At 61.3% G+C, this 26,178-nt stretch carries 16 protein-coding genes; 5 read left to right on the top strand and 11 right to left on the bottom strand.

Going from position 1 to position 26,178, the window contains the following annotated elements:
* Positions 1-722 precede the first annotated feature (722 nt).
* A complete protein-coding gene (locus BCY88_RS26290; RefSeq protein WP_147408558.1) occupies positions 723-1,679 on the top strand; it encodes a LysR family transcriptional regulator in 957 nt (318 codons plus the stop codon).
* A 32-nt stretch (positions 1,680-1,711) separates the two neighbouring features.
* Here BCY88_RS26290 and narI read toward each other — a convergent pair whose 3' ends face one another.
* From narI to BCY88_RS26245, 9 genes are all read right to left on the bottom strand, one after another.
* Positions 1,712-2,437: a respiratory nitrate reductase subunit gamma gene (narI, locus tag BCY88_RS26285; protein ID WP_120347086.1), complete on the bottom strand. Its 726-nt coding sequence runs from the start codon at positions 2,435-2,437 to the stop codon at positions 1,712-1,714.
* Positions 2,434-3,153 carry a nitrate reductase molybdenum cofactor assembly chaperone gene (gene narJ, locus BCY88_RS26280; RefSeq protein WP_120347085.1) on the bottom strand — a complete coding sequence of 240 codons (720 nt, stop codon included), beginning with the start codon at positions 3,151-3,153 and terminating at the stop codon, positions 2,434-2,436. The genes narI and narJ overlap by 4 nt, the downstream gene beginning before the upstream one ends.
* An 11-nt stretch (positions 3,154-3,164) precedes the next feature.
* Positions 3,165-4,688, bottom strand: a complete 1,524-nt coding sequence (gene narH / locus BCY88_RS26275) for a nitrate reductase subunit beta (RefSeq protein ID WP_120347084.1) — start codon at positions 4,686-4,688, stop codon at positions 3,165-3,167.
* On the bottom strand, positions 4,685-8,467 hold the full coding sequence (locus BCY88_RS26270) for a nitrate reductase subunit alpha (RefSeq protein ID WP_120347083.1): 3,783 nt from the start codon (positions 8,465-8,467) through the stop codon (positions 4,685-4,687). Before BCY88_RS26270 ends, narH begins: the two co-directional genes overlap by 4 nt.
* A gap of 37 nt (positions 8,468-8,504) precedes the next feature.
* Positions 8,505-9,938: a NarK family nitrate/nitrite MFS transporter gene (locus BCY88_RS26265; protein WP_120347082.1), complete on the bottom strand. Its 1,434-nt coding sequence runs from the start codon at positions 9,936-9,938 to the stop codon at positions 8,505-8,507.
* Positions 9,935-11,263, bottom strand: a complete 1,329-nt coding sequence (locus BCY88_RS26260; protein ID WP_120347081.1) for an MFS transporter — start codon at positions 11,261-11,263, stop codon at positions 9,935-9,937. Before BCY88_RS26260 ends, BCY88_RS26265 begins: the two co-directional genes overlap by 4 nt.
* A gap of 141 nt (positions 11,264-11,404) precedes the next feature.
* On the bottom strand, positions 11,405-12,127 hold the full coding sequence (locus tag BCY88_RS26255; RefSeq protein WP_120347091.1) for a response regulator: 723 nt from the start codon (positions 12,125-12,127) through the stop codon (positions 11,405-11,407).
* Positions 12,127-14,073, bottom strand: a complete 1,947-nt coding sequence (locus BCY88_RS26250; RefSeq protein WP_120347080.1) for a type IV pili methyl-accepting chemotaxis transducer N-terminal domain-containing protein — start codon at positions 14,071-14,073, stop codon at positions 12,127-12,129. The genes BCY88_RS26255 and BCY88_RS26250 overlap by 1 nt, the downstream gene beginning before the upstream one ends.
* Before the next feature lie 112 nt (positions 14,074-14,185).
* A complete protein-coding gene (locus tag BCY88_RS26245; RefSeq protein WP_120347079.1) occupies positions 14,186-15,130 on the bottom strand; it encodes a hypothetical protein in 945 nt (314 codons plus the stop codon).
* Positions 15,131-15,255: 125 nt separating this feature from the next.
* On the opposite strand from BCY88_RS26245, the gene BCY88_RS26240 reads away from it, so the two are divergent.
* The 4 genes from BCY88_RS26240 (at position 15,256) to BCY88_RS26225 (ending at position 22,224) form a co-directional block, all read left to right on the top strand.
* A complete protein-coding gene (locus tag BCY88_RS26240; protein ID WP_183081449.1) occupies positions 15,256-16,101 on the top strand; it encodes a M15 family metallopeptidase in 846 nt (281 codons plus the stop codon).
* Between the two features lie 267 nt (positions 16,102-16,368).
* Entirely contained in the window at positions 16,369-20,274 is a 3,906-nt protein-coding gene (gene tssM / locus BCY88_RS26235) for a type VI secretion system membrane subunit TssM (protein ID WP_120347077.1), read from the top strand.
* On the top strand, positions 20,271-21,263 hold the full coding sequence (gene tagF / locus BCY88_RS26230) for a type VI secretion system-associated protein TagF (RefSeq protein ID WP_120347076.1): 993 nt from the start codon (positions 20,271-20,273) through the stop codon (positions 21,261-21,263). Before tssM ends, tagF begins: the two co-directional genes overlap by 4 nt.
* A 4-nt stretch (positions 21,264-21,267) precedes the next feature.
* A complete protein-coding gene (locus BCY88_RS26225) occupies positions 21,268-22,224 on the top strand; it encodes an OmpA family protein (protein WP_259461516.1) in 957 nt (318 codons plus the stop codon).
* Between the two features lie 89 nt (positions 22,225-22,313).
* Here the strand turns inward: BCY88_RS26225 and tssA are convergent, their stop codons facing one another.
* Both tssA and tssH read right to left on the bottom strand, forming a co-directional pair.
* Entirely contained in the window at positions 22,314-23,426 is a 1,113-nt protein-coding gene (gene tssA / locus BCY88_RS26220) for a type VI secretion system protein TssA (RefSeq protein ID WP_120347074.1), read from the bottom strand.
* 66 nt (positions 23,427-23,492) lie between these two features.
* Positions 23,493-26,168 carry a type VI secretion system ATPase TssH gene (gene tssH, locus BCY88_RS26215; RefSeq protein WP_120347073.1) on the bottom strand — a complete coding sequence of 892 codons (2,676 nt, stop codon included), beginning with the start codon at positions 26,166-26,168 and terminating at the stop codon, positions 23,493-23,495.
* Positions 26,169-26,178: the final 10 nt, after the last annotated feature.

The following is a 26,178-nucleotide window of genomic DNA, read 5'->3' as shown; positions in this document are numbered from 1 at the left end:
GGGTCCCCCGCGCAGCCACGGTAGTGGTGCATCTGGAATCTGTGTTCTCGCACACTCCGCGTTCGCGACACAGCGCTCATTCGCTCCCACTCCGCACTGCGTGCGTCGCGGATGGGTCTGCCAGGGAAACCCGAGGCTTCGTTTCGCGTGGCCGGGGCCATTGGCTTGGTTTCGTTTCACGCAGCGGGGGCCATCGGCTTCGCCTCGGCGAAAGACCAACCGGCTCTGCGCGTTGGAAGCGTGGTCGACGCTAAACATAGCTAACGATACGCAGGTGCTGCAGGGTGCCAGCGCCACGCCGCTTTGCGAAGTACTCGAGTACGACACACCGCTCGTGAAACGAGCGGGTCTCAGGTACGACATGCCGCACTAGCAAGTACCGCTGAGGTGCAAACGACAGGCGGTTTAGTGAACTACCGCGTCGGCGCGCGCAGCGCCGCCGGAAGTATGACGCCCTTGTCACTAGCGCCGAATGTGCGAGGGCACGGATTCCAGATGCACCACTACCGTGGCTGTGCGGGGGACCCGCTTATGAGCTGGCGGGGTGAGCCGCTTTCTTTGCTTATCTTTCTTTGCGGCGGCAAAGAAAGTAAGTGCCGCCCCGCACAGGGGCAACACTAATAAACCATTAACAATTCAAGGAAAGGCCAACGCCATAAGCAAACAACCAAAGCGCCGCGCAGGCAAAAAAAACACCCCTAACACCAACTGGAGTTTGAATCGTGATTGACAGAATAACTGCAATGCGGACATTCATCCGAATCGTGGACACAAACAGTTTCACCCGCGCAGCGGAATCCCTCGACATTCCCCGCGCGACAGCAACAACGATTGTCCAGAATCTGGAAGCCCTGCTGGGCACCGCCCTCCTAACCCGCACGACACGGCGTCTGAGCATCACCCCGGAAGGCGCAGCCTATTACGAGCGCTGCGCGCAAATCCTCGCTGACATCGACGAAATGGAGGCGAGCCTGCGTCACTCGACGGATAACCTGACGGGCCGCCTGCGCATTGAAATGCCCGGCGCGGTAGCGAGCGCCATCGTCCTGCCGGCACTGGACGACTTCCACACCCGCTACCCGAATCTCGATCTGGCAATCGGCATCAGCAACCGAACAGTAGATCTGGTCTCGGAAGCCATCGACTGCAGTATCCAGCTAGGCGAATTGCCCGACTCAAATCTGATCGCACGGCAACTCGGCACGCTCGAGCATGTGACATGCGCAAGCCCTGCCTACCTGGCCCGCCAGGGCACACCCTTCGACCTCGATGACCTGCGCGGACACGCAGCCGTCAACTGCATGTCGCCCCACAACGGCCGCGAGGTCGACTTCGATTTCGAAGTGGACGGCGAAGCGCAGAACGTCAAGGTCAAAGGCTTCGTCAAAGTCAGCGACGAACAGGCTTACCTCACCTGCGGACTGCAGGGCCTGGGCCTGATCCAACCCGCGCGAATCGCCGCACAACCCTACCTCGACTCGGGACTATTGCGCGAAGTACTGCCGCAATGGAAGCCCGTGCCGATGCCGGTCTCGGTCGCATACGTGAAGAATCGCCGGGTGTCGCCCCGCGTACGTGCCTTCGTCGACTGGCTTGCGGAATTGTTCGAGCGGACCGAACACGTCGATCAGGATCTGTCGCGAGTCCGCCAACTGTTGCGCGGCCTGCATCCCGCCTGAGGCGGATTCCATGCAGGCGCGCAACGTCCCATTCACGAACGCCGCTGCGGCGTATTCTGCCCCACAGGTACGTTCAGACGCCGATCGCGCACCACCTGCCACGGCCGCAACAGATACGCGAGCGATGCAAAACCGCTCCAGATATGCACGAGGCGTGTGAACGGAAACACCAGAAACAGCGTCATGCCGAGGAACATATGGGCCTTGAACACCCAGCTCGCTTCAGCGATGAGCGCAGCGGCGCCGCCCTGGAAGGTGACGATGTGCTGTGCCCAGCCGGCGAGTTTCATCATCATGCTGCCGTCCAGATGCTGCGCTGACATCGGGATCGTGCCAAGACCCAGAACCAGTTGCACCCACAACAGCACCAGCAGCATGATATCGCTGGATTTCGAATGAGCACGGATACGCGGGTCGCCGAGGCGGCGAATCAGCAGCATGGTCACACCGATAAACGCCAGCGTGCCCGCTACGCCGCCCGACACCATCGCCACGACCTGCTTCGCGCCGGCGCTGATGAACGATTCATAGACCACGTGCGGCGTCAGCATGCCGAAGAAGTGGCCGAACATCAGGAACAGCACGCCGACGTGAAACAGATTGCTGCCCCAACGGAGCGTGCCGGTGCGCAGCATCTGCGACGAATCACTTTTCCAGGTGTACTGATCGCGGTCGTAACGCAGCAGACTGCCGACCAGAAACACCGCCAGACAAATGTACGGATAGATGCCGAATAAGAAAGTATCGAGGTAATTCATACAACGGCCTCCTTGGGGCGGCGTGGCGATGCGGCGTCACGCCGAACGATCTGAATAGGCTGAGCACGAGGCGCGGTGCTCTGCCCTGCCACGGAACAGCCGTCGAAAACAACGGGCTCGGCCCATTGCTCGTCGAGCGGAGCCTCGGCGGGTGCCTCCGGCACGGTTTCGGGCGGCTGGACCGGCTCGCCCGCAAGATCGAGCGCTGCAGCAACGGCCGCTGCGTAAGGGCTATCCTGACGCGCCAGAGCGGCATGAATCGACTGCAGCAGATGCGCCATTTCCGCGAGGAATTCACGCGCAACTTCGTAAGGCTGCGTCGACGCGAACTCCAGCACCACCGGCAAGTAGTCCGGCAGCTCGCCGGGGGCGAGCAACAGCCCCTCCTGCGCGTAGGTTTGCTGAAGATCGATCATTGCCGGGCCACGATCGCGTGAATCGCCATGCACATGCTCGAACAGATGGAGCGACGTACGGCGGCCACGGTCGAACGTGTCGACATAGCGCGCCTCCGCTTCGAGCGGTTCGCTATGCTGCAAGTCCGCAGTAAGCGCAAAGACCGCCTCGCGGCGCTCGGCCGACAGCACCGTGTCGCGTAGCAAGGCAACGGCCAACTCCGGCAGTAACGCGCGCAACTGGGCATCCGGATAGCTCAGCAAAGCGGCGAGCACACGCGTCGCCGGGCTGTGGGGTTCATAAATGGGCTCGTTATTCATCACTGCACCTCTCAAACCTTTGCCTTGATCGGAATCGTGCGCCTCTTCTTCGCGCCGAACAGACTCGTTTCGCTCGCACCGTCCGAGCAACCGTTGCCAAACGAAAAGCCGCAGCCGCCCTTCAGGTCGTACAGGTTCTCCGCATATTCGCGATGCGTGCTCGGAACCACGAAACGGTCCTCGTAGTTTGCAAGCGCCATCACGCGATACATGTCCTCCACTTCCTGCTGACTCAAGCCCACTTGCGCGAGTACTGCCGCGTTCTCACGACCGTCCACATGTTTCTCACGCTGATAGGTGCGCATCGCCAGCATCCGCTCGAGCGCGCTGATCACGGGCGCTTCGTCGCCGGCAGTCAGCAGATTCGCCAGATATTTGACGGGGATACGCAACTGCGTGACATCCGGAATTTCGCCGTTCAGACTCATGTGCCCTTCGCTCGCCGCCGTGGTGATCGGCGAAAGCGGCGGCACGTACCACACCATCGGCAGCGTGCGGTACTCCGGATGCAAGGGCAACGCGACGCGCCATTCCATCGCCATCTTGTAGACGGGACTATGTTTTGCCGCATCGAGCCATGCTTGCGGCACACCGTCGGCACGCGCCTGCTCGATCACCTTCGGGTCATGCGGATCCAGGAAAACGTCGAGCTGCGCCTGATACAGATCGGTTTCGCGTTCGACAGACGCAGCTTCCTCGATACGATCCGCGTCATAGAGCAAGACGCCGAGGTAGCGAATCCGGCCCACGCAGGTTTCCGAGCACACGGTCGGCTGTCCGCTTTCGATACGCGGGTAGCAGAAGATGCACTTTTCAGCCTTACCGGACTGCCAGTTGTAGTAAATCTTCTTGTACGGACAGCCGGAAACACACATGCGCCAGCCACGGCACTTGTCCTGATCGATGAGGACGATGCCGTCTTCCTCGCGCTTGTAAATCGAACCCGACGGGCAACTCGCGACACAGGCCGGATTCAGGCAGTGTTCGCAAAGCCGCGGCAAGTACATCATGAAGGTGTTTTCGAACTGACCGTAGATGTCCTTCTGCACGTCGTCGAAATTCTTGTCCTTGCTGCGCTTTTCGAACTCGCCGCCAAGAATCTCCTCCCAGTTCGGACCCCATTCGATCTTCTCCATCCGCTTGCCGGTCAGCAGGCTGCGCGGCCGTGCAACCGGCGGTGCCTTGCTTTCCGGCGCGGCTTGCAGGTGATCGTAGTCGAACGTGAACGGTTCGTAGTAGTCGTCGATCTGCGGCAAATTCGGATTCGCGAAGATGCGTGAGAGCACCTTCAACTTACTACCCTGGCGTGGCTCGATCGAACCGTCCGCGTTGCGCTTCCAGCCACCGTTCCATTTATCCTGGTTCTCCCACTGCTTCGGATAGCCGATACCGGGCTTCGTCTCGACGTTGTTGAACCATGCGTACTCGACGCCTTCGCGATTGGTCCAGACGTTTTTGCACGTCACTGAACAGGTGTGACAGCCGATGCACTTGTCCAGATTGAGCACCATGCCGATCTGTGCGCGAATTTTCATTGCTGACCTCCATTTGCTGCGTGGACCGGTTCGTCGTCGAGCCAATCCACCTTGGCCATCTTGCGCACGAGGACGAATTCGTCGCGGTTGGTGCCGATGGTGCCGTAGTAGTTAAAACCGTAGCTAAGCTGCGCGTAGCCGCCGATCATATGCGTGGGTTTGAGCACAATGCGCGTCACCGAGTTATGAATGCCGCCGCGTGTGCCGGTGATTTCCGAGCCCGGCACGTTCACGATCTTTTCCTGCGCGTGATACATCATGACCATGCCCGGATTGACGCGCTGGCTCACCACCGCCCGCGCGGCGATCGCACCGTTGATGTTGAAGAGCTCGACCCAGTCGTTGTCTTCGATGCCCGCGTCTTTCGCATCGTCTTCGCTCAGCCAGATCACCGGGCCGCCGCGGTTGAGCGTGAGCATGATCAGGTTATCGGTGTACGTGCTGTGAATGCCCCACTTCTGGTGTGGCGTAATGAAGTTCAGCGCGATTTCCTTATGCCCGTTCGGCTTGCGGCCATGCATGGGCGAAGCCGCCTTCAGATCGACCGGCGGCCGATAGCTGACGAAGCCCTCCCCAAAGTCGCGCATCCACGGATGGTCCTGATAGAACTGCTGACGGCCCGTCAGCGTGCGCCATGGAATCAGCTCGTGCACGTTGGTATAACCGGCGTTGTACGACACCTTTTCGCTTTCCAGGCCACTCCAGGTGGGCGACGAAATGATCTTGCGCGGCTGCGCCTGGACGTCGCGATAGCGGATCTTTTCGTCCTCGCGATGCATTGCCAGATGGGTATGCTCGCGGCCGGTGATCTTCGACAACGCGTCCCACGCTTTCACCGCGACGTGGCCATTGGTTTCAGGCGCGAGCATCAACAGCACTTCGCATGCATCGATGTCGCTGTCGATCTTCACCATGCCCTGCGTCGCGCCTGCATCGCGCACCGTGCCGTTCAGTTCGGCCAGTTGCCCGATTTCAGTCTGGGTGTTCCATGCGATACCCTTGCCGCCATTGCCGACCTTGTCCATCAGTGGTCCCAACGCCGTGAAGCGCCGATACACATTCGGATAGTCACGCTCGACCACTTTGACTTGCGGCGCGGTCTTGCCCGGAATCAGTTCGCATTCGCCGCGCTTCCAGTCGCGCACGTCGTAGGGTTGGGCCAGTTCGTCGGCTGTGTCGTGCATCAGCGGCGTCAGCACCACTTCTTTCTCGACGCCCAGATGGCCGATGCAGACCTCGCTGAACTTCTGCGCGAAACCTTTGTAGATCTCCCAGTCGCTGCGCGCCTGCCACGCCGGATCGACCGCGCTCGAGAGCGGGTGGATAAACGGATGCATGTCGCTCGTGTTCAGATCGTTCTTTTCATACCAGGTCGCAGTCGGCAAAACGATGTCGGAATACAGACAGGTGGTGCTCATACGGAAGTCGAGCGTCACGAGCAGATCGAGTTTGCCCTCCGGCGCCTTGTCATGCCAGACGACCTCTTCCGGCCTGGCGTCGTCGTCGCCGAGGTCGCGGCCTTGCACGCCATGGGTGGTGCCGAGCAGATGCTTGAGAAAGTACTCATGCCCCTTGCCCGACGAACCGAGCAGGTTTGAACGCCACACGAACATGTTGCGCGGCCAGTTATCCGGATGATCGGGGTCCTCGCAGCTCATCCTCAACGAACCGTCTTTCAGCGTGCGCGCCACGTAGTCCCTTGCATCGAGTCCAGCGGCTTGAGCGTCGGCGGCAACCTGCAAGGGATTGGTTTGCAGTTGCGGTGCTGAAGGCAGCCACCCCATGCGTTCCGCACGCACGTTGTAGTCGATCAGCGAACCGCTGTATTGCTGTTTATCCGCGAGCGGCGACAGAATTTCATTCACGCCCAGCTTTTCGTAGCGCCATTGGTCCGTGTGTGCGTAGAAGAAACTGGTGGAGTTCATCTGCCGCGGCGGCCGGATCCAGTCGAGCGCGAACGCAAGTGCCGTCCAGCCGGTTTGCGGCCGCAGTTTTTCCTGGCCCACGTAGTGCGCCCAGCCACCGCCGCTTTGGCCAATGCATCCACACAGCATCAGCATGTTGATCACGCCGCGATAGTTCATGTCGGCGTGATACCAATGGTTCATCGCCGCGCCGATGATCACCATCGACTTACCATGCGTCTTGTCCGCGTTCTCTGCAAATTCGCGTGCGACGGTGATCACCTGGTCGCGCGAAACGCCTGTGATCTTTTCCTGCCACGCCGGGGTGTACGGCACGTCGTCGTTATAGTCCACGGCGCCGCCGAAGCCGCGATCCACGCCATAGTTCGCAGCCAGCAGATCGAACACGGTGGCTACCAGCACCTCGCGCTCTTCACCTGCCTTGCCCAACGGAATGCGTACCGCCGGCACCGAGCGCGCCAGTACATCGCCCTGCTTGCTGGCGGTGAAATGTGGCGTGTCGATGCCGCCAAAATACGGAAAACCGACCGTCACGACTTCATGCTGCTGCGCACTGTCTTCCAGCACCGAAAGCTTGAGCTTTACAGCGTCGCCGTGGCGCGCTTCTTTCGCCTCGAGATTCCAGCGGCCGACATCGGCGCGGCCGTCCGGCCCCCAGCGGAAGCCGATCGAGCCTTGCGGCAAAACGACCTTGCCGTGCTCGTCGAAGGCTACCGTCTTCCAGTCGGGATTGTTGTCCTGCCCGAGTTTGCCGTTGAAGTCGTCGGCACGGACATAGCGGTCAGGAACCAGCACCTCGCGGCCATCCGGCAGCGTATGTTGCTTCAGTTGCACCAGCAGCGGCAGATCGGTGTAGCGGCGTGCGTAGTCGTCGAAATACGCGCTGCGTTTGTTGAAGTAGAACTCGCGCAGGATCACGTGACCCATCGCCATTGCCAGCGCCGCGTCGGTACCCTGACGCGGATGCATCCACAGATCGGCGAGCTTGGAGACTTCCGAATAATCCGGCGTCACCGCGACGGTCTTGGTGCCGCGATAGCGCACCTCGGTAAAGAAATGCGCGTCGGGTGTGCGCGTTTGCGGCACATTCGAGCCCCACGCAATGATGTAGCTCGAGTTGTACCAGTCAGCCGATTCCGGCACGTCTGTTTGCTCGCCCCACACTTGTGGGCTCGACGGCGGCAAATCGCAGTACCAGTCGTAAAAACTCATGCAGACGCCGCCGATCAGGCTCAGATAACGGCTCCCCGCTGCATAGCTGACCATCGACATCGCCGGAATCGGCGAGAAGCCGACGACGCGGTCGGGGCCATGCTTCCTGATCGTATAGACGTTGGCCGCCGCGACGATCTCATTGACTTCGTTCCAGTCCGCCCGCACGAAACCGCCCAAACCGCGCTGGCTTTGATAGTCGCGGCGCTGCGCGTCGTTCTCAACGATGCTGGCCCACGCGTCGACCGGGCTCGCGGCTACCGCGCGCGCAGCGCGCCAATGCTTGAGCAAACGCGCGCGCACCAGCGGATACTTGACGCGGTTTGCGCTATACAGATACCAGCTATAACTCGCGCCGCGCGCACAACCACGCGGCTCATGGTTCGGCAAGTCAGCGCGCGTACGCGGATAGTCTGTCTGCTGCGTTTCCCACGTGACAATGCCGCCCTTCACATGGATCTTCCACGAGCACGAGCCCGTGCAGTTCACGCCATGTGTCGAACGTACGATCTTGTCGTGCTGCCAACGCGCACGGTATGCGTCTTCCCACGTGCGGTCTTCCCCCGTGGTCACGCCGTGACCTTTGGCAAAACGCTCGCGCGACTGCGCGAAGTATTTCAGTCTGTCCAGAAAGTGGCTCATGATTTCAATCCTTATCTAATGCTTTCCAGCGCCGTGCTCAGCACGGCATCCCGGCATTGCGCCGCGCGTAAAACCACCAGGTCAGTCCGACACACAGAACGTAAAAGGCGATAAACCCATACAAAGCCAGTTCGGGGCCACCGCTGGCGAGAATCGAGCTGCCATAGCTTTTCGGAATGAAGAACCCGCCATATGCGCCGATCGCACCGGCAAAGCCAATCGCGGCTGCGCCTTCTGTGTTGCCTTCGCGATTTGCATGGGCGAGTGCCTCCGGGTCGTTGGGCGGTACGCCGCGCAGTCGCAGGTTCAGGAAAATCACCGGAATCATGCGGAAGGTGGAGCCGTTGCCGATACCAGTGGTCAGGAAAAGCAGCATGAACATTGCGAAGAAACCGCCGAACGCACCGGCTTGCGGCCCCCACGGAAACGCGGCACTGCCGGTCTTCGGCAGGAAGTACAGAACACCCACAACCGCGAGCACCATCAAGACAAAATTCCAGAACGTGACACGCGCACCGCCGAGCTTGTCGGCAAGCCAACCGCCTATTGGGCGGATCGCCGCGCCGACGAAGGGTCCGACCCATGCGTACGTCAAAGGGTTGATATCCGGAAACTGGCTCTTGATAAGCAGCGGAAAACCCGCGGAGTAACCGATAAACGAGCCGAACGTGCCGAGATACAACGTGCACATCAGCCAGTTGTGACGACTGCGGAAGATGCTCGCTTGCGCGGCGAAGGACGCCTTGGCATCGGCCAGATCGTTCATGCCGAACCATGCGGCGAGTGCGGAGATGGCGATCCAGGGCACCCAGATGAACGCGGCATTCTGCATCCACACCTGAGATACGTGACCGGCCTTCGTCATCAGTTGCGACTCGCCGCCGAAAACGCCGAACACGCCAGCCGTAATGACCAGTGGCGACAGGAATTGCACAGCGGACACACCGAGGTTGCCAAATCCGCCATTCACGCCGAGTGCCGAACCCTTACGCTCCTTCGGAAAGAAGAAGCTGATGTTGGCCATGCTGGAACTGAAATTACCGCCACCGAAACCGCACAACAGCGCGAGCAACAGCATGGTCGGATAGCTCGTGGTGTTGTCCTGAACCGCAAAGCCGATGCCGATCGCGGGAATCAGCAAGGACGCGGTGGAGAGCGCCGTCCAGCGACGCCCGCCAAAGATCGGCACCATGAACGAGTAGAAAATACGCAGCGTTGCGCCAGAGAGAGCCGGTGCTGCAGCCAGCCAGAACAGCTGGTTGGTCGAATAGCGAAAACCGAGTGACGGCAAGGTGACCGCCACGACGCTCCACACCTGCCAGATCGCAAATGCCAGGAATAGCGCGGGCACCGAAATCCATAGATTGAGTTTGGCGACGGATTCGCCCTCCTGCTTCCAGAAGGCCTTGTCTTCCGGCGTCCAGAGCGTCAGCGTGCGGCCGGCTCGCGCGCGCGTAGTCGAGATATTCATGATTGGGTTCCTGCTTGAGAAGAAGCCTGAGTTGAAGGCTGATTGCGCGTGACGCCGGTGGCGATTGCGCCTGCCGTCATCACGTCGGTGCGGCGGACTTCGGTGAGATACATCCAGATCAGCGATACCCACACAACGCCGTAAAGCAGCATGAAGGCACTTGACCGAATACCCGTAAGATCGACCAGCAATCCGAACAGAATCGGCAGCGCAAACCCGCCCAGTCCGCCGGCAAGCCCGACAATTCCGGAAATCGCTCCGATGTTGTCCGGGAATTCATCGCCGATGTACTTGAAGGTACTGGCCTTGCCGAACGCGAAAGCGATACCGAGTACGAACATCAGCACGGTGAACCACACCACGTTGAGGCCGATGTGGAAAACCTTGGGACCGTCGACCGTGGCGATCGTGAAAACGGTTTGTGGATAGCTGAGCAGGAACAGGCAGATCCAGCTCACCCACATCACCCACCACGTCACGCGATGCGCGCCATAGCGGTCCGAGAGCCAGCCGCCCACGGCGCGCAGAACGCCGCCAGGGAGCGAAAAGCATGCGGCAAGTAAAGCCGCGACACGAATGTCGAGTCCATATTCACCGACGTAGTACTGCACCATCCACAACGAGAGCCCGACATAGCCGCCGAACACGATGCTGTAGTACTGGCAATACTTGAGGACGCGTGGATCCTTGAGTGCCCGCAGTTGATCGACGAAACGCTGGTTGTTCGGCACGCGATGCGAAGGATCGCTGGCGGAGAAAAGCCAGAACAGCACGACCGCGGCAAGCATGGCAACGGCATAGGTTTTCGCGACCATGCCCCAGCCGAAAGCGACGAGGATGGCGGGTGCGACGAACTTGTTGACGGCCGCGCCGGAATTGCCCGCACCGAAGATGCCCATTGCAAAGCCGCGGCGTTCCTGTGGAAACCAGCGGGCCACATACGGCGTGCCGACCGAGAACGCTCCTCCAGCCAGACCGACGAACAGGCCAATCACGAGGAACTGCCAATAGGCAGTGGCGTAGCCCATGAGCCAGATTGCCGGCACCGTGGCGAGCATCAGACAGGCCATGACGATGCGGCCGCCGTAGCGATCGGTCCAGATACCGAGCGGCACGCGCACGAGTGAGCCGGTCAGGACCGGCAACGCGGCCAGCATGCCGAACTCGGTTTCGTTCAGATGAAGGGATTGACGGATCGGGATGCCGATCACGCCGAACATCATCCACACCATGAAGCATACGGTGAACGCGAACGTGCTCGCGATCAGGACCGACCAGGCCTTGGGTGGGGTTGCGGCACTGTTGCCGACCGTGGTCTTTGTCATGGGAATTACTCCTTTTCCATGACTCTGACTTTGCCGTTTTAGGCGCGGGGTCGGTATCCTTCTGACGGAGGTTCGATTGGATGCAGAAGAAGTAGGAAGATTCCTGAGACGTAGTTCTTTGGGAGTATTGCCAATCGATCGTTAATCGATGACGATCGAATTCACTGTCGCATAAACAGCGGCTTGTACCCTCGACCCCAACTTGAGCTTGCGCAAGATATGCTGCACGTGAATCTTGACTGTGGTCTCCGCAATCGCCAGCGCGCGAGCAATCTCCTTGTTGCTCGCGCCGCGAGCGATATGCGCAAGGATTTCCAGCTCCCGAGCCGATAGCGCGACGTCCGGCGCAGGCTGCGCCAGAGATGCATCGACAACGACCGGCGGCGCCGTCATGATCTCAGGCGCGGCTCTCGTGTCCGTTGCCGCGTCTTTCGCCGCCGCAGCCCGGTAGGCCGACACCAGTTTGCCCGTCATCTCGGGGCTCACAACCGCCTCGTCACGCATAGTTCGCATGATCGACTCGGCGAGCGTGTCCGCATCGACAGTCTTCAGCAGGTACCCCTGCGCGCCACAGCGCAACGCCGCACCCAGATCGCGCTCGTCCTCGCTCACGGTCAGCATCAACACTCGAGCCCGTGGCGCGGCCTCACGCAAATCCTTGAGCGCGTCGATCCCGCTTACGCCGGGCAAATGGTTGTCCAGCAGGATCAGATCGGGCTGCAATTCACCCGCGCGCCGTTGCGCCTCGCCAGCGTCGCCCGCTTCGCCCGCCACCTGGAATCGTGCGTCTTCACGCAACAGGGCGATCAGGCCGCGCCGGAACAACGTATGGTCGTCGACCACCAACAAACGAATTGGAATCATCATCTGCTACCCCTCTCCTGGACCGATGCCGAGGCAATCTCGGCCCGCTCCTCCTGAACCGCTTCCGGGGCAGCACGCTGCGAGGGCGCCAAGGTCAACGTGACACAGGTTCCCGCGCCAGCCACGGAGTCGACCACGACTGTCCCACCGATACGTGCCGCGCGTTCGCGCATGATGCGCATTCCGACATGTGTCTCGCCGGGCGTGTGTTGCTGTGCGTCGAAACCCTCGCCGTCATCGCGGACTTCAAAACTCCATGCCGGACTTTGCTGCACTTCCAGCCAGACCTCACGCGCGTGAGCATGCTTGCGCACGTTCGACAACGCCTCCTGCAATACATGCAATACCTGCACCTGCACGTCCGCGTCGAGCGGCAAACCGTGACCTTCGATCAGGAGATTCGTAGCCAGCCCGGTCTGATGCTCGAACTTGCGCAGCGTAGTGCGCAACGCAGGCTCGATGTCTTCGGTGTTGCCTCGCGTGCGAAAATGCATCAGCAATTCGCGCACGTCGCCAGTGCTTTCGCGAACGCCCGCGTCCAGTTCATCGACAATACGCGCCACCGACGAATCAACAGGAGCCGGCAGCGCATCGCGCAATAGCTGCACCTGTATCTTCAGAAACGCCAGCGACTGCGCAATCGAATCGTGCAGTTCGCTAGCAAGCAAAGCACGTTCATCGGACACCGCGGTTTCCCGTTCCAGCGCACTCACACGCAAATTCTCCATGGCGCCCGCCAGGTGGCTCGCGAGTGTATCGAGCAGATCACGATCCTGAGCGGACAACTGGATCGTCTCGCTAAAAAACAGGTCGATCTCGCCGAGCGTGCGCTGATGCAGAATCACAGGCACCGACACGAGCGTCGCGTAACCTGCGCGTGCGCAATGACCAAGCGTCGCCGCGCCGGGACCCGCGGCCAGGACCGGAATCACTCGCGCGCCAGGCACGCTCTGCGGATGACCGCACAGGCAACTGCGTGACGTGAGGCATTGTTCGTCTTCCGTGATGAAGCGCGGCAGGCTGTCTCCTGCGAGCAGCAGGTAACGGTCATTGGCCTCGCCCGACCAGCGGATCGCCACCGAATCCGCCGCGGCAATACGGCGAATGCGTTGCGCAAAACCTTGCGCAAGTGCATCCAGCGTATTGGCGTTCGCAAGAAAGGCACTCACCTCATAGAGCGCGGCAAGACGCGCGCGCTCCGTCTCGAGGCTGGCGGTTTTCTCGCTGACCTTCTGTTCCAGACCGGCATAAAGCTGTTGCAGGTTCTGCGCCATCCGGTTGAAACCCGTGGATAGCTCACCGAATTCGTCCTGCGTCGCGACTTCCACGCGCGTGTCGAAGTCGCCGCGCTCGATTCGCGCCAGACCACCGGTCAGCCTGAGAACGGGAGCGAGTACGCTCAAATGGCCCACGTACAGCAACGCCAGCGCACTGCCGATCGCCAGCACGAGCAGCGCGAGTTGCACGGCATTGAGGATCGAAGTCCAGCGCGCAAGCTGTGCTTCGATTGAACTGTCGAACGAATCGATCAGTAATACGAATTGCCTCGCCTGCTCTTCGACCTTGTCAGCGGTGGGTGGATTGTCCCCGGTCCAGACTGGGCGCAGCGCCTGCCATTGCGCCTGCACCTGAGCAAAGCGTTGGCGCGCCTCGTCGTTCCATGGAACGAACAGCGGACGGGCGGGGTCCCCTTTCTCAAGCAACGTAAGACTTTCATCGAACTGGCGCGCGAGCGTGCCGACCTGGGACGGGGAATCGCGCAGCATCAGCGCGACGCGGTAGGTTTGCATCCGCATGCGCCCAGCTTCGTTGATCGCGGCTGCGCCACCATCGAGTTGCCAGGTAATCCACAGTGTCAGGCCAATCGACGCCAGCGCCAACGTAAGCAACGTGGCGACAAGAGCAGCGAGTTTGGTGGCGAGAGGCCAGGAGGAGACGGAGCGCATTCAACGATTTTATGCGCCACCGCAAGATAAGACACGGCGTCGAATTGACTCAAGTCAACCCGGCGCCGCGTTTGATGGGATAGTGCGTCACTAGGACGCACGTTGCCTGGATTTACGGCTGGCGTGCCTGCGGCGCCGCCCCCGGACAGGCGGGGTCTTTACCCCAATGTCCGTCGCACACGCGCCAGCGGCACAACTGGTCTTCGAAAAAGCCGCGTTGCCCGCACTCTTTCACGCGTTCGGCCAGCTTGGCGCTCCCAGGCGTAGCCGATGCACTGACCTTGGTGGTCGTTTTATCGTCGGACGCTTTCGCGTCGGCCGGCTTGGTGCGCGCCACAAGCGCCGCCAAAAGATCGGCATCCGAATCATCTTTCGACGCATTGCCGGCAGTGCGCGATTTCTTCGTTTGCGCGACGGCGGTAGGCGCACTCGCGTGATGATTGCTTGCGCTCACGCTTTCCTTCTTGCCGTGGGCCACCGTGTCGTGTTTCGCACTGCTCGCGACGGCCGTCGCGCTCTTGCCATGCTTTGCCGCCGGCACCTCAACCGCCGACGCCACCGTTGCGGATGCGACCGGCGCAGACGCATTGCTCGGCTCTGCGCCATCGGCAAGCGCGCGCGATAAGCGGCTTTCATCAGCGCTTGCGGGCGCACTCGCGGATGCCGCCGGCGTCTTGCTGTCGCTGTCGTCGGCAACGATCGTCGCTGCTTGCGAAGACGCCGCAGCCGGCGCTTCTGCTTTCGCCGTGACCTGTGGCGCACCACTAGCGGCGGGCGCCGGCACAGCGGCCTTCTCCGCGTTGGCGGGCGTGGCTGACGCCAGCGACTCCGACGTCACACGCTGCTGCATATGCCATGCGCCCCAACCACCGGCCGCGATCACCAGCAAGGCGACCAGCACGAGCGGTGTTTTCGACCGGCGTGGTTTATCGGTAGGCGGCGCGACGCGGCCTTCCAGGTTCGCAAGAATTCGCGAACCATTGCCATCGGCGCCCTTAGCCTTATCAGATAACAGGCTAGGTGGGGCTTTGGAATTCGAATTTTCCGGCGCACTCATTCACTGTCTCATTGAATCCTGGATTATTTCGCCGTGATAATACCGTTCCGGCTCCTCTCCGAGCAGGCCTGATTCTAAGAGCAAGCATTACAAAATACAATTGTTTCCAATTTCCGGGGTCGACTTTGATTGCCGTAGTACTTCTCGCCTATTTCGCTATCGCCGTTGTGATCGCCGCAATGCTGCTATTGCCGGCGGTACGCGCCTCTTTATTAGGCGCCGCACTCGCCATTCATGGCCGCGTGATGCGCGGAGCATCGCAAGGTGCATCGCGTGCTCGAAGTCAATTAGCGCGTTCGGCAAAAATTTCGCAATCGACCGCAGTCGATATGCAAAAGTTACTCGCAAAGCGGCGCTTGCTGATTTTTACCACCACAGGTATTCTTGCGACGCCGCCATTGGTGGCATTGGCATTACGCGGCCGGCAATTATTCCAATTCGATGACACTGCACGAGTACCGGACGAGAAAATTGCCGCGTTATTGAATGGCGAACAGCTTGTGCCCCCGCCGCCGCTGCCGCCTGAAGTATTTGCAACGCAGGAAGTGGAGCAGATTCGGCCTGCGCTGAAAGACGCGAGCCGCGACTGGAATTTGCTCGACGCCGATTTCAGAACGCGTTTATTGCTCGTTTACAAAATCATGCACGAGCAGTACGGCTATGAGATGGCATTGCTGGAAGGTTATCGCAGCCCGGAGCGGCAAAACCGCCTGGCGCAAATGGGGGGCAACGTTACAAATGCCGCAGCATTTCAGAGCTATCACCAATACGGCCTTGCCGCGGACAACGCGTTTTTGCGCGACGGCAAGCTCGTCATTTCAGAAAAAGATCCCTGGGCCATGCGAGGCTATCAGTTATACGGACAGACGGCCGAACAGGTCGGCCTGACGTGGGGTGGTCGCTGGAAAATGATGGATCTCGGGCACGTTGAATATCACAAACCCGGCTTCGTCATGGGGCGTGGTCATTAAGGCGAAGCAGGTAATAAAGAGGTTGCAATGGGGCGTTCAATCAATTTTTCCGGTAAAAATCGGCAATGCCGCATGCATAAGGGCATTCGTCCATGTGCCAGCGGCGGAACACCCCATAGCGGATTTAACAATCCCGCCGCATTCATCTTCGTCTGAATATGCTTTCGTTTTGTTTCAAACGCGGCGCGGACAGACTTTGCCCGCGCTCGCGTATTGCTGTTTGCCACACACGCACCACAACACACATCACCAAGACCTGAACGGCTTATGCGACGCATTCTTAACGTGTTGACCCATACACGCACGCTTTCGATCATCGGCTTGCTAGCGCTCGCTGCTGTTTTATTCATCGGCGCCGACACCTTGCAGATCGACCTGATGTGGCCAGCCGTCGTGCTCGCCGCGGTGATCGCGTTGTGGCTGCTGGTCTGGGTGGTACGCCGCCTGCGCGCGCGGCGCGCGAATAACAAGCTCGGCGAAATGCTCGAGCAACAGGCCGAAAAGCAGACCGAAACCGGGCCCGCGCCGACCCCCGCGCGCCAGGCCGAACTCGATGTGTTGCGCACGCGCCTCGTGGACGCGGTGAAAACGATCAAGACCTCGAAGATCGGCCAGATGTCCGGCGGCTCGGCACTGTACGAATTGCCCTGGTACATCGTGATCGGCAACCCGGCCGCAGGGAAAAGCAGCGCCGTGCTCAATTCCGGCCTGCAATTTCCTTTCGCCGACAAGAACAACGCGGTGATTCACGGCATCGGCGGCACGCGGAATTGCGACTGGTTCTTCACGACCGAGGGCATTCTGCTCGACACCGCAGGCCGCTATTCCGTGCACGAAGAAGACCGCACCGAATGGCTCGGCTTTCTTGGCCTGCTCAAGCGCTTCCGGCCGAAGGCGCCGATCAACGGCATCATCGTCACGGCGAGCATCGCTGAATTGACCAGCAGCAAGCCTGAGTTCGCGATCAATCTCGCGAAGAATCTGCGCCAGCGCGTGCAGGAGTTGACTGAGAAGCTCGAAGTGTTCGCGCCGGTGTATGTGATGTTCACCAAGGCCGACCTGATCACCGGCTTCACCGAATTCTTCAGCGGCAGCGACCGTCATGAATACGACCGCGTGTGGGGCGCCACCCTGCCCTACGAGCCGGACGAAAAGCGCGACGTGGTCGGCCTCTTCGACGAACACTTTGAAGAGCTCTACGACGGTTTGAAAGAAATCAGCGTTGCGCAGATGTCGATCAACCGCGGCAACAAGCTTTCGCCGGGTCAGTTGAGCTTCCCGCTCGAATTCTCGACGATCAAGCCCGCGTTGCGCGCGTTCCTCGCCACGCTGTTCGAAACCAACCCGTTCCAGCACAAGCCGATTTTCCGCGGCTTCTACTTCACCAGCGCTTTGCAGGAAGGCGAAACCAACAGCGCCGCCGCCACGCGCATCGCAAACCGTTTCGGCCTCTCCGCGGACAGCTTGCCCAAGCCGCACAGCGCGTTCTCGAAGAACGGCTTCTTCCTGCGCGATCTGTTCTCCAAGGTGATCTTCGCCGACCGGCAGACCGTCAAGCAGTTCGCCAGCCCCGCCAAGACACGCATGCGCTATGCGACGTTCTTCGGCTTCGTCGCGGTGCTCGCGCTGGCGCTCGGTGGCTGGACGTGGTCGACGATCGGCAATCAGCAACTTGCCGACAACGTCAAGGCCGACCTCGACAACGTGGTGCGTCTGCAGCAGAACCGCAACGACCTGCAATCGCGTTTGCAGGCCATGGACATTCTGGAAGACCGCATCGACCAGCTCGAGCAATTCCGCCGCGACAAGCCGCTGGCGGTGTCGCTCGGGCTGTATCAGGGCGACCGCCTCGAACAGCATCTGCTGACCGAGTACTACAACGGCGTGCGTCAGATCCTGCTCGACCCGGTCTCGCAGAATCTCGCGTCGTTCCTGAAGGACGTCAACGCGCACCCGGACCAACTCGCGCCACTGAACCGCACGCCGGATGCGGCCGCGATTCCGGTGTCCGCGCATACGGCGATGGCCGCGAACAGCCAGGGCGGCCTGTATAGCGACGCGTCGCCGACCAACGTCGAAGATGCGTACAACGCGCTCAAGACCTACCTGATGCTGAGCGACAAGCGTCACGTGGAAACCGCCCACCTGACCGATCAGGTGGCCCGCTTCTGGCGCGGCTGGCTGGAAACGAATCGTGGCAACATGCCCCGCGACGAGATGATCCGCAGCGCCGAGCGCATGATTACCTTCTATCTGTCGCGCGTATCCGATAACGACTGGCCGATGATCGACCAGAACCTCGGCCTCGTCGACCAGACCCGCGAAAACCTGCGCCGCGTGGTGCGCGGCATGCCGGCCCGTCAGCGCGTCTACGAGGAAATCAAGGCACGCGCGTCGACCCGTTTCGCGCCGATGACAATCGCGCGCATCGTCGGCGACAGCAATACCGCGCTGGTGGCCGGCAGCTACGCGATCCCCGGCACCTTCACGCGTGAAGCATGGTTCCAGTACGTGCAGCCCGCGATCCGCGACGCCGCCACGAAGGAATTGCAGGCCAAGGACTGGGTGCTCAACACCTCCGCGCATGACGATCTGACGCTGGAAGGCAGCCCCGAGCAGATCCAGAAAGCGCTCGTGGCGATGTACAAAACGGAATACGCCATGCACTGGCAGAAGTTCATGCAAGGCATTGCCGTGCAGAACTTCGGCAGCTTCGGTCAGGCCGTGGATGCGATGAACCGTCTTGGCGACCCGCAGGATTCGCCGATCCGCAAGGTTCTCGAAACCGCGTACGACCAGACCTCGTGGGACAACCCGTCGCTCTTCAACGCGAACCTGAAGCGTGCGCAAACCGGCATGACCAGCTGGTTCAAGAACTGGTTCTCGCGTGCGCCGACCGGTCAGTTGAACGCCAACATCGACATCAACGGCAATCCGGTCGAAGTGCCGATGGGGCCGATCGGTCAGGAATTCTCGGCGCTGGGCCGCATCGTCGTCTCCGGCGACAACGGCTCGATGCTGAAGGGCTATATGGACACGCTCTCGAAGGTCCGTACGCGCTTTAACGTGATCAAGAATCAGGGCGATCCGGGACCGGGCGCGCGTCAGCTGATGCAACAGACGCTCGACGGCAGCGGCTCCGAGTTGGCCGATTCGCTGAAGTACGTCGACGAACAGATGCTGACGGGCCTCACCGATTCGCAACGCAAGGCACTGCGCCCGCTGCTGGTGCGCCCGCTCATGGCGGCGTATGCAGTGGTGATCCAGCCGGCCAGCGTCGAAGTCAACAAGGTGTGGAACGCGCAGGTCTATCAGACCTTCCAGAGCTCGCTCGCGAACAAGTATCCGTTTGCCAGCGATGCGAAGGTCGAAGCCGGCGCCGGAGAAATCGCCCAGGTGTTCGGGCCGGACGGCGCGATCGCCAAGTTCGTCGGCACCACGCTCGGGCCGCTCGCGGTGCGCCGCGGCGACACGCTGAGCTCGCGCACATGGGGCGATATGGGCCTCGCGCTGACGCCCGACTTCACCAGCGGTTTCGCGCGCTGGGTGGCGCCGCTTGCCGGCGGTGCGGCGACCTCGTCGGGTCAAAGCTCGGCCGAACCGCAGACTGTGTTCCAGATCCTGCCGCAGCCGAGCAGCGGCACCACCGAGTACACGCTCGCGATCGACGGTCAGCAGATGCGTTACCGCAATACGCCGCCGCAGTGGACCAACTTCGTGTGGCCGAATCCGTCCGGTTCGCCTGGCGCGACGCTGAGCGCGACGACCTTCGACGGCCGTACGCTGCAGCTGGTCAACGAACCGGGCCGCTACGGTCTGGAGAAGCTGATCAACTCGGCGCAGCGCAAGCGCCGTCCGGACGGCACCTTCGATCTGTCGTGGACGCAAGGCAATGTCACGGTGGCGGTCAGCATGCGCATCATCAGCACCTCGCAGGCCTCGGGCGGCAGCAGCGACGCGCCGCAACAGCAAAGCCTGCGCGGCTTGCGGCTGCCTTCCTCGGTGGCGGATGTGAGCGCGGCGGCGAATTCAGTCAATGCGACGGCCGCGGGTGGACCAGTACCGACGGGAGCAACAGGAACAACGGCCTCGCCTGGCGTCGCGCCGGCAACGCCCGCGGCACGGCCGGCAACGGCTGCCGCCGCGGTTTCGAACACAGGGGGTGCGCAATGACGCAAACCGTGCAGGCGCAAATCGCCTACTTCGGCAAGATTCCGTCGCGCGGCGACTTTGTCAAAAGCGCGCATAACCCGCAATTGCTGGCCACGCTCGACCGCTGGATCGCCGAGGCCATGGAATTGCTGACCGACGATCCACGCTGGAAAATCGTCTACGAAAACGCCAAGCCGATGCACTTCGCATTCCTCGGCTCGCGCAGCAAGCTGGCGATTGCCGGGCATATGGTGGCAAGCCAGGATCAATCGTCACGGCGCTTTCCGTTTCTTGCCGCGACCGCGCTGGAAGTCGAAAAGCCGCTGACGTTTCTGGCGCACAGCCCGCTCGCCTTTGCGCGCCTGTGGTCGCGCATCGCCTCGCAGATGAAACCGCTGCTCGGCGTGAGCGAGCCAGCAGGTGCCTTGCAGGCGCTCGGCGAAACGCAGGTGCCGATCGAAATCGGCGGTGGTCCGGGCAATCCACACGACGGCACCTTCAACGACTTCGTCGAGCACCAGACACTTTCCGGCCTCGAACAGATGCTGCTGGCAAGCGGCCATCCGGTGCGCCTGCGCGGCGCCATGCTGGCGCTGGGTTCGCTGCTGCGCCCGGTCATGCAAAGCGGTTCATCGCATCTAGAGCGCGGGCTGACCCTGCCGCTGCCGAACGATCCGTTCTATCGCTCGCTCGTCGCCGCATTCTGGCTGGAACTGATCGCACCGTTCGTTTCGCAGGCCGATTTCGAACTGGCGATTTTTATCGGCACGATTGCCGAGCGCGAGCGGCTCATCATCGGCTTTAACGGCGCTTCGGCCAAAACGCTGCATAGCGTGGTCGACCCGCAGGCGTACGCGGCACACAACATCGATATCGACGATCCCGAGTGGATCGACGAACACGCACAAAACGACCATGGCATCAGCAAGCTCGTCAGCTATCTCGACCAACCGCAACTGTCGTTGCGTGTCAGCATCGACACGTTCCGCGAAGCATTCACCGGAGCGTGACATGATGTCGAGCCAACCCATGCGTATCGCCTCGCTTCTGGCGGGCCTTCTCATCAGCGCACTCGCCCATGCCGACGGCGACGGCCCGGCACGCGTCACGCCGGTCGACAACAGCGGCATTACGATTCGAACGACGGTTTTGCCCGCGCCTGCATCGGCACAATCAGGCAACGCCGGTCCGGCAGTCAATACCGCCGGACTCGCCAGCGGCACCACCGGTGCCGGCACCGGTGCGATCAGCGCGTCGCCGCCGCCCGCCAATGCAACGCCGGGCCAGGTCGTGGCAGGCGGCAAGGTGCCGGATGAAGCCACCAAGGCCGCGGTGCTCGCGCGCTTGCGCGACACCTACGGTGCGGCCAACGTGGTCGATCAGATCGAAGTCGCCGACGTCGCAACGCCGCCGAACTGGTCCGCCAACGTGCAGAAACTGATCGGCCCGCAGTTGAAGCAGATCAGCAAAGGCCAGCTGAAGATCGACGGTACGCAGATCGATGTGAAAGGCGAAGTCCGCAACGAATCGCAGCGCCAGCAGCTCGCGAGCGATATGGCGAATGCACTGAATCCGACCTATACGATCAAGAACGGCTTGCGTGTGAGTGCATCGGAACAAGGTCTGCTCGATCAGACTTTGGCGAATCGCACGATCGAGTTCGAGACGGGCAGCGCGACGCTTACGCCGCAAGGCCGCGCGATTCTCGATCAGATGGCGGCGGTCCTCTCGAAGATGCAGACGAAAACGGTGGCGATCATTGGGCACACCGACAACTCGGGCAACCGCACCTCGAATATCGCACTGAGCCAGGCGCGCGCGGACGCGGTGAAAGGCTATCTGGTCGCCAAGGGCATCGCGCCCGAACAGATGACGACCACCGGGGTGGGTCCGGATCAGCCGATTGCGACCAACGATACGAATGACGGGCGCGCACGTAACCGGCGCATTGAGTTCCGCGCTGGCTCTTGAGTTGTTGTTTGTCCAAGCACGAGCGCAGGAGTAAAAAAGCCTGGCACCGATTTTCGATGCCAGGCTTTTTTACTTGCACGACCGAAGTGCTAGCTGTTTTCCTCGGGCTTCACGCCCAGCAACTCGCGAATATGCGCGAGCGACCCGTCGTCTTTCACGACCGAGGAGAGCCACTGATGCAAAGGCATATCAGCGCATTCCGCCGCCTTGTCTGCGAGGTAAGCAGCCGGATTGTGCGGCTCGGTGCTGCGAAAAAATCTGGCCACGGCACGCAACTGCGCGACGGCTTGCGCGCGGCTCTGGATGCCTGCGATCGAACTGGTCTGGATGGTCGGGCTGGTCGTCAACACGGGTTCCTCGCGTTGCGGTGAAGTCTTGAAAGTAGGCTCGGCGCGCTCGTGCTCTTCCGGCTTCGGCGCTTTCGGCGGTGCTGCGTCGGCGCTGACACCCAGTTCGCGTGCGAAACGTTCCGCCAACCGGTAGACACTCTCATAGGCATCTTTCGCCTGACGGAAACTGGGCGCCGAATCGGCCGCACGCTGGTCCAGTTCCTGTTCGAGTGCGAGCAGCGCCGCTTCGAATGCTTTCAGATCCGCCAGCAGCGTTGCATAGAACGCCACCGGCGTAGCGCGCTTCGACGCCTCGATCTGCTCAATGGAAGGCTTGCCGCGCGCGATATCGTCGGCGTGATCCGGATCGCGTTTGACCGCCTGCGCGACATGCGTGGCCACGTCCCAATCGATCGTGCTGTACGAGTTGCCTTGCGATGAGGTGAGCGGCATCGCCCGCAGCAGATCGCCGGTGCGGCCCACCAGCCACGCGACGTTGCCGAGGCGGTACTCGGTGTCGTCGCCTTCCGGCAGCGGATGCACGTGATCCCAGTACTTTTCGCACAGCCCCGTGAGCAGCGCATAACCTTGCGTGAGGCCAGTTACGCCCTCTTCGATCGCCAGCGCTTCGGTGAGCCAGACTGCGAGGCGCAAGTCCTTGGTCTGCGTCTGCAGCAGGCTGCTCGAGCGCTCGACTACGAACGGCCAGTCCGCTTCCTTGATATCCGTGACCCATTCGCCCTGATCCAGTGACGGGTCTTCAAAACGGCGCGCATGCTGGATCGCGTCGAAATCCGCTGAAAACAGCAGGTCTTCGCCGCAGGGCGAGGTTTCGCTGAGCGGAGCCAGCAGCGTGTTCAGATTGGTCGGCATGACAGAAAGCAATAAGGTTCCGGTACGGCATTAAAACAGATTGGCAAGCGGGTGGGACATCCCCGCTCACACAACCGTGTATTCGAACTCGCCCGCTTCACTCGCACGTACCGCGATGCGTTCGATCGCGGCGCCGTTGGCAATGCGCTCGAGCACCTGCTGCGCCACTTCGGGCAAAAGCGTGCCATTCAGAATGTGATCGACATTGCGCGCGCCGGAATCCACTTCGGTGCAGCGCGCCAGCACAGCCTCGACAAGCGATTCGTCCCACTCGAACACCGCCTTGTGATTCGACTCGATGCGGCGGCGAATCCGCTCCAGCTTCAGGTCGATGATTTCGGCCAGCACGTCGTCCGTGATCGGGTAGTACGGCACCACTTTCATGCGGCCGAGGAAGGCCGGCTTGAACGCCTTGTACAGTTGGGGACGCAGCGTCTCGGCCAGTTCGTCCGCATCCGGCAACTCGTCGGCGCTCTTGTTCAGGCATGCCTGCATGACCGCCTGCGAGCCGACGTTCGAGGTCAGAATGATCAGCGTGTTGCGGAAATCGATCTCACGCCCTTCGGCGTCGTCCATCGTGCCCTTGTCGAACACCTGGAAGAACATTTCCAGCACGTCTGGGTGGGCCTTTTCCACTTCGTCGAGCAGCACCACTGAATACGGATTGCGACGCACGGCTTCGGTCAGCACACCGCCCTCGCCATAACCGACGTAGCCCGGCGGCGAACCCTTCAAGCCCGACACGCTATGCGCTTCCTGATACTCGCTCATGTTGATCGTGACCATCTTACGTTCGCCGCCATACAGCACGTCGGCGAGCGCCAGCGCGGTTTCGGTCTTGCCGACACCCGATGGCCCGACGAACATGAACACGCCACGCGGCTTGTTCGGATCTTCAAGACTCGCGCTCGCGGTGCGCACGCGTTGTGCGATCGCCTCGAGTGCGTGGTCCTGCCCGATCACGCGAGCAGCGAGCAGCGGCTGCAGATTCAGCACGGTCTGGATTTCGTCCTTGATCATGCGACCAAGCGGAATGCCGGTCCATGACGCGACAATTTCAGCGACCACATGGCCATCGACCTGCAATGGGACCATCGGCTGCCCGCCCTGCAGCGCGTGCAACTCCGCCACACGCGTAGCCAGCGTTTCGCGTGCCTGCTGTGCCTTGTCGGCTTGCGCGGCGTCCGCGCTGCTCACGCGCGCGGCGTCGATTTCAGCGCGCAAGCCGACGATCTCCGTCACCAGGGCGCGTTCCTTGTCATAGCGCGCTTCGTCTTCCGCAAGGTCTTTCACGTCTTCTTCGCGCAGCTCGCGCAGCGCCACGAGGCGCTCGTCGTGCAGCGCACCGCTCGCCACTTCGCGCTCCAGCGCGGAAATTTCAGCGTCGATGCGTTCAAGCCGTTTCTGCGTGTCGTCGATCGCGGCGGGCGTCGAACTATGTGCAAGCGCGACTTTCGCGCAGGCGGTATCGAGCACGCTGATCGCCTTGTCCGGAAGTTGGCGCCCGCTGATGTATCGATGCGACAGACGCACCGCTTCGGTGATCGCGTCATCCAGCACGCGAACGTTGAAATGCTTTTCCATCAACGCGGCCATGCCGCGCAACATTGCAGCCGCGAGCGTCTCGTTCGGCTCTTCGATCTTCACGACCTGGAAACGCCGTGCAAGCGCGGCGTCCTTCTCGAAGTATTTCTTGTATTCGCTCCACGTGGTCGCCGCAATGGTGCGCAACTCGCCGCGCGCCAGAGCCGGCTTCAACAGATTCGCCGCGTCGTTCTGCCCGGCCTGACCACCCGCGCCGATGATCGTGTGGGCTTCGTCGATAAACAGAATGATCGGATGCGGGCTCTTCTTCACCTCGTCGATCACATTCTTGAGGCGGTTCTCGAACTCACCTTTGACGCTCGCGCCGGCTTGCAACAGCCCCATATCGAGTACGTGCAGCGCGACGCCCTTCAGCGGCACGGGCACGTCATCCGCCGCAATGCGCAGCGCGAGGCCTTCGACCACCGCGGTTTTACCGACCCCCGCCTCGCCCGTCATGATCGGATTGTTCTGCCGGCGACGCATGAGAATATCGATCGTCTGGCGAATTTCGCCTTCGCGGCCGATTACCGGATCGATTTTGCCTTCGCGCGCACGCTGCGTGAGATTGCTGGTGTAGGTATCAAGCGCGGGTGTTCTGGAAGGCGCACCAGGTACCGTGTCGGCAGTAACGGCATCGCTCGCGCCTTCTGCTTCGTTCTCCGCAGCGTTACTGCGTTCGACTTCCCGCGACCCCGCGGTCAGTTCGTCGAACTTGTGCTTCAGATCCGTCACCCGCACGTCGCGCAGCAGCGGTGACATGCGCTCGGCGAACTGCGCGAGGTCCGGCGCCGTCAATAACGCGAGCAGCAAATGCCCCGAGCGAATCCGGCCAATCCGCGAATCGAGCGACGCGATCAACCACGCCTGTTCGAGCAAATCGATCAGATGCTTCGAGAACACCGGCGTACGCGTATTGCCGGTCTTCAGGCGTTGCAATTCGCGCTCGATATCCGCGCGCAAAGCATGCGCGTCGACCCTGCTCGCCCGCAGCGCCAGTGTGACGTCGCTCGCCGGTTCTTCCAGCAGCGCCAGCAACAGATGTTCGAGATCGACCTCGTAGTGACCGCGCGCGAGACAGTTGTTCGCCGCGAGCAAAGCCGCCTGCCGGCAGGTCGGGTTCAGTTTGGCGATCAGGGTATTGAGGGACGTGCTCATGTCGTGCGAT

Source organism: Paraburkholderia fungorum (genome assembly GCF_003610895.1).
In the GTDB taxonomy this organism is placed as follows: domain Bacteria; phylum Pseudomonadota; class Gammaproteobacteria; order Burkholderiales; family Burkholderiaceae; genus Paraburkholderia; species Paraburkholderia fungorum_B.
This window is presented reverse-complemented; position numbering and strand designations above follow the sequence as displayed.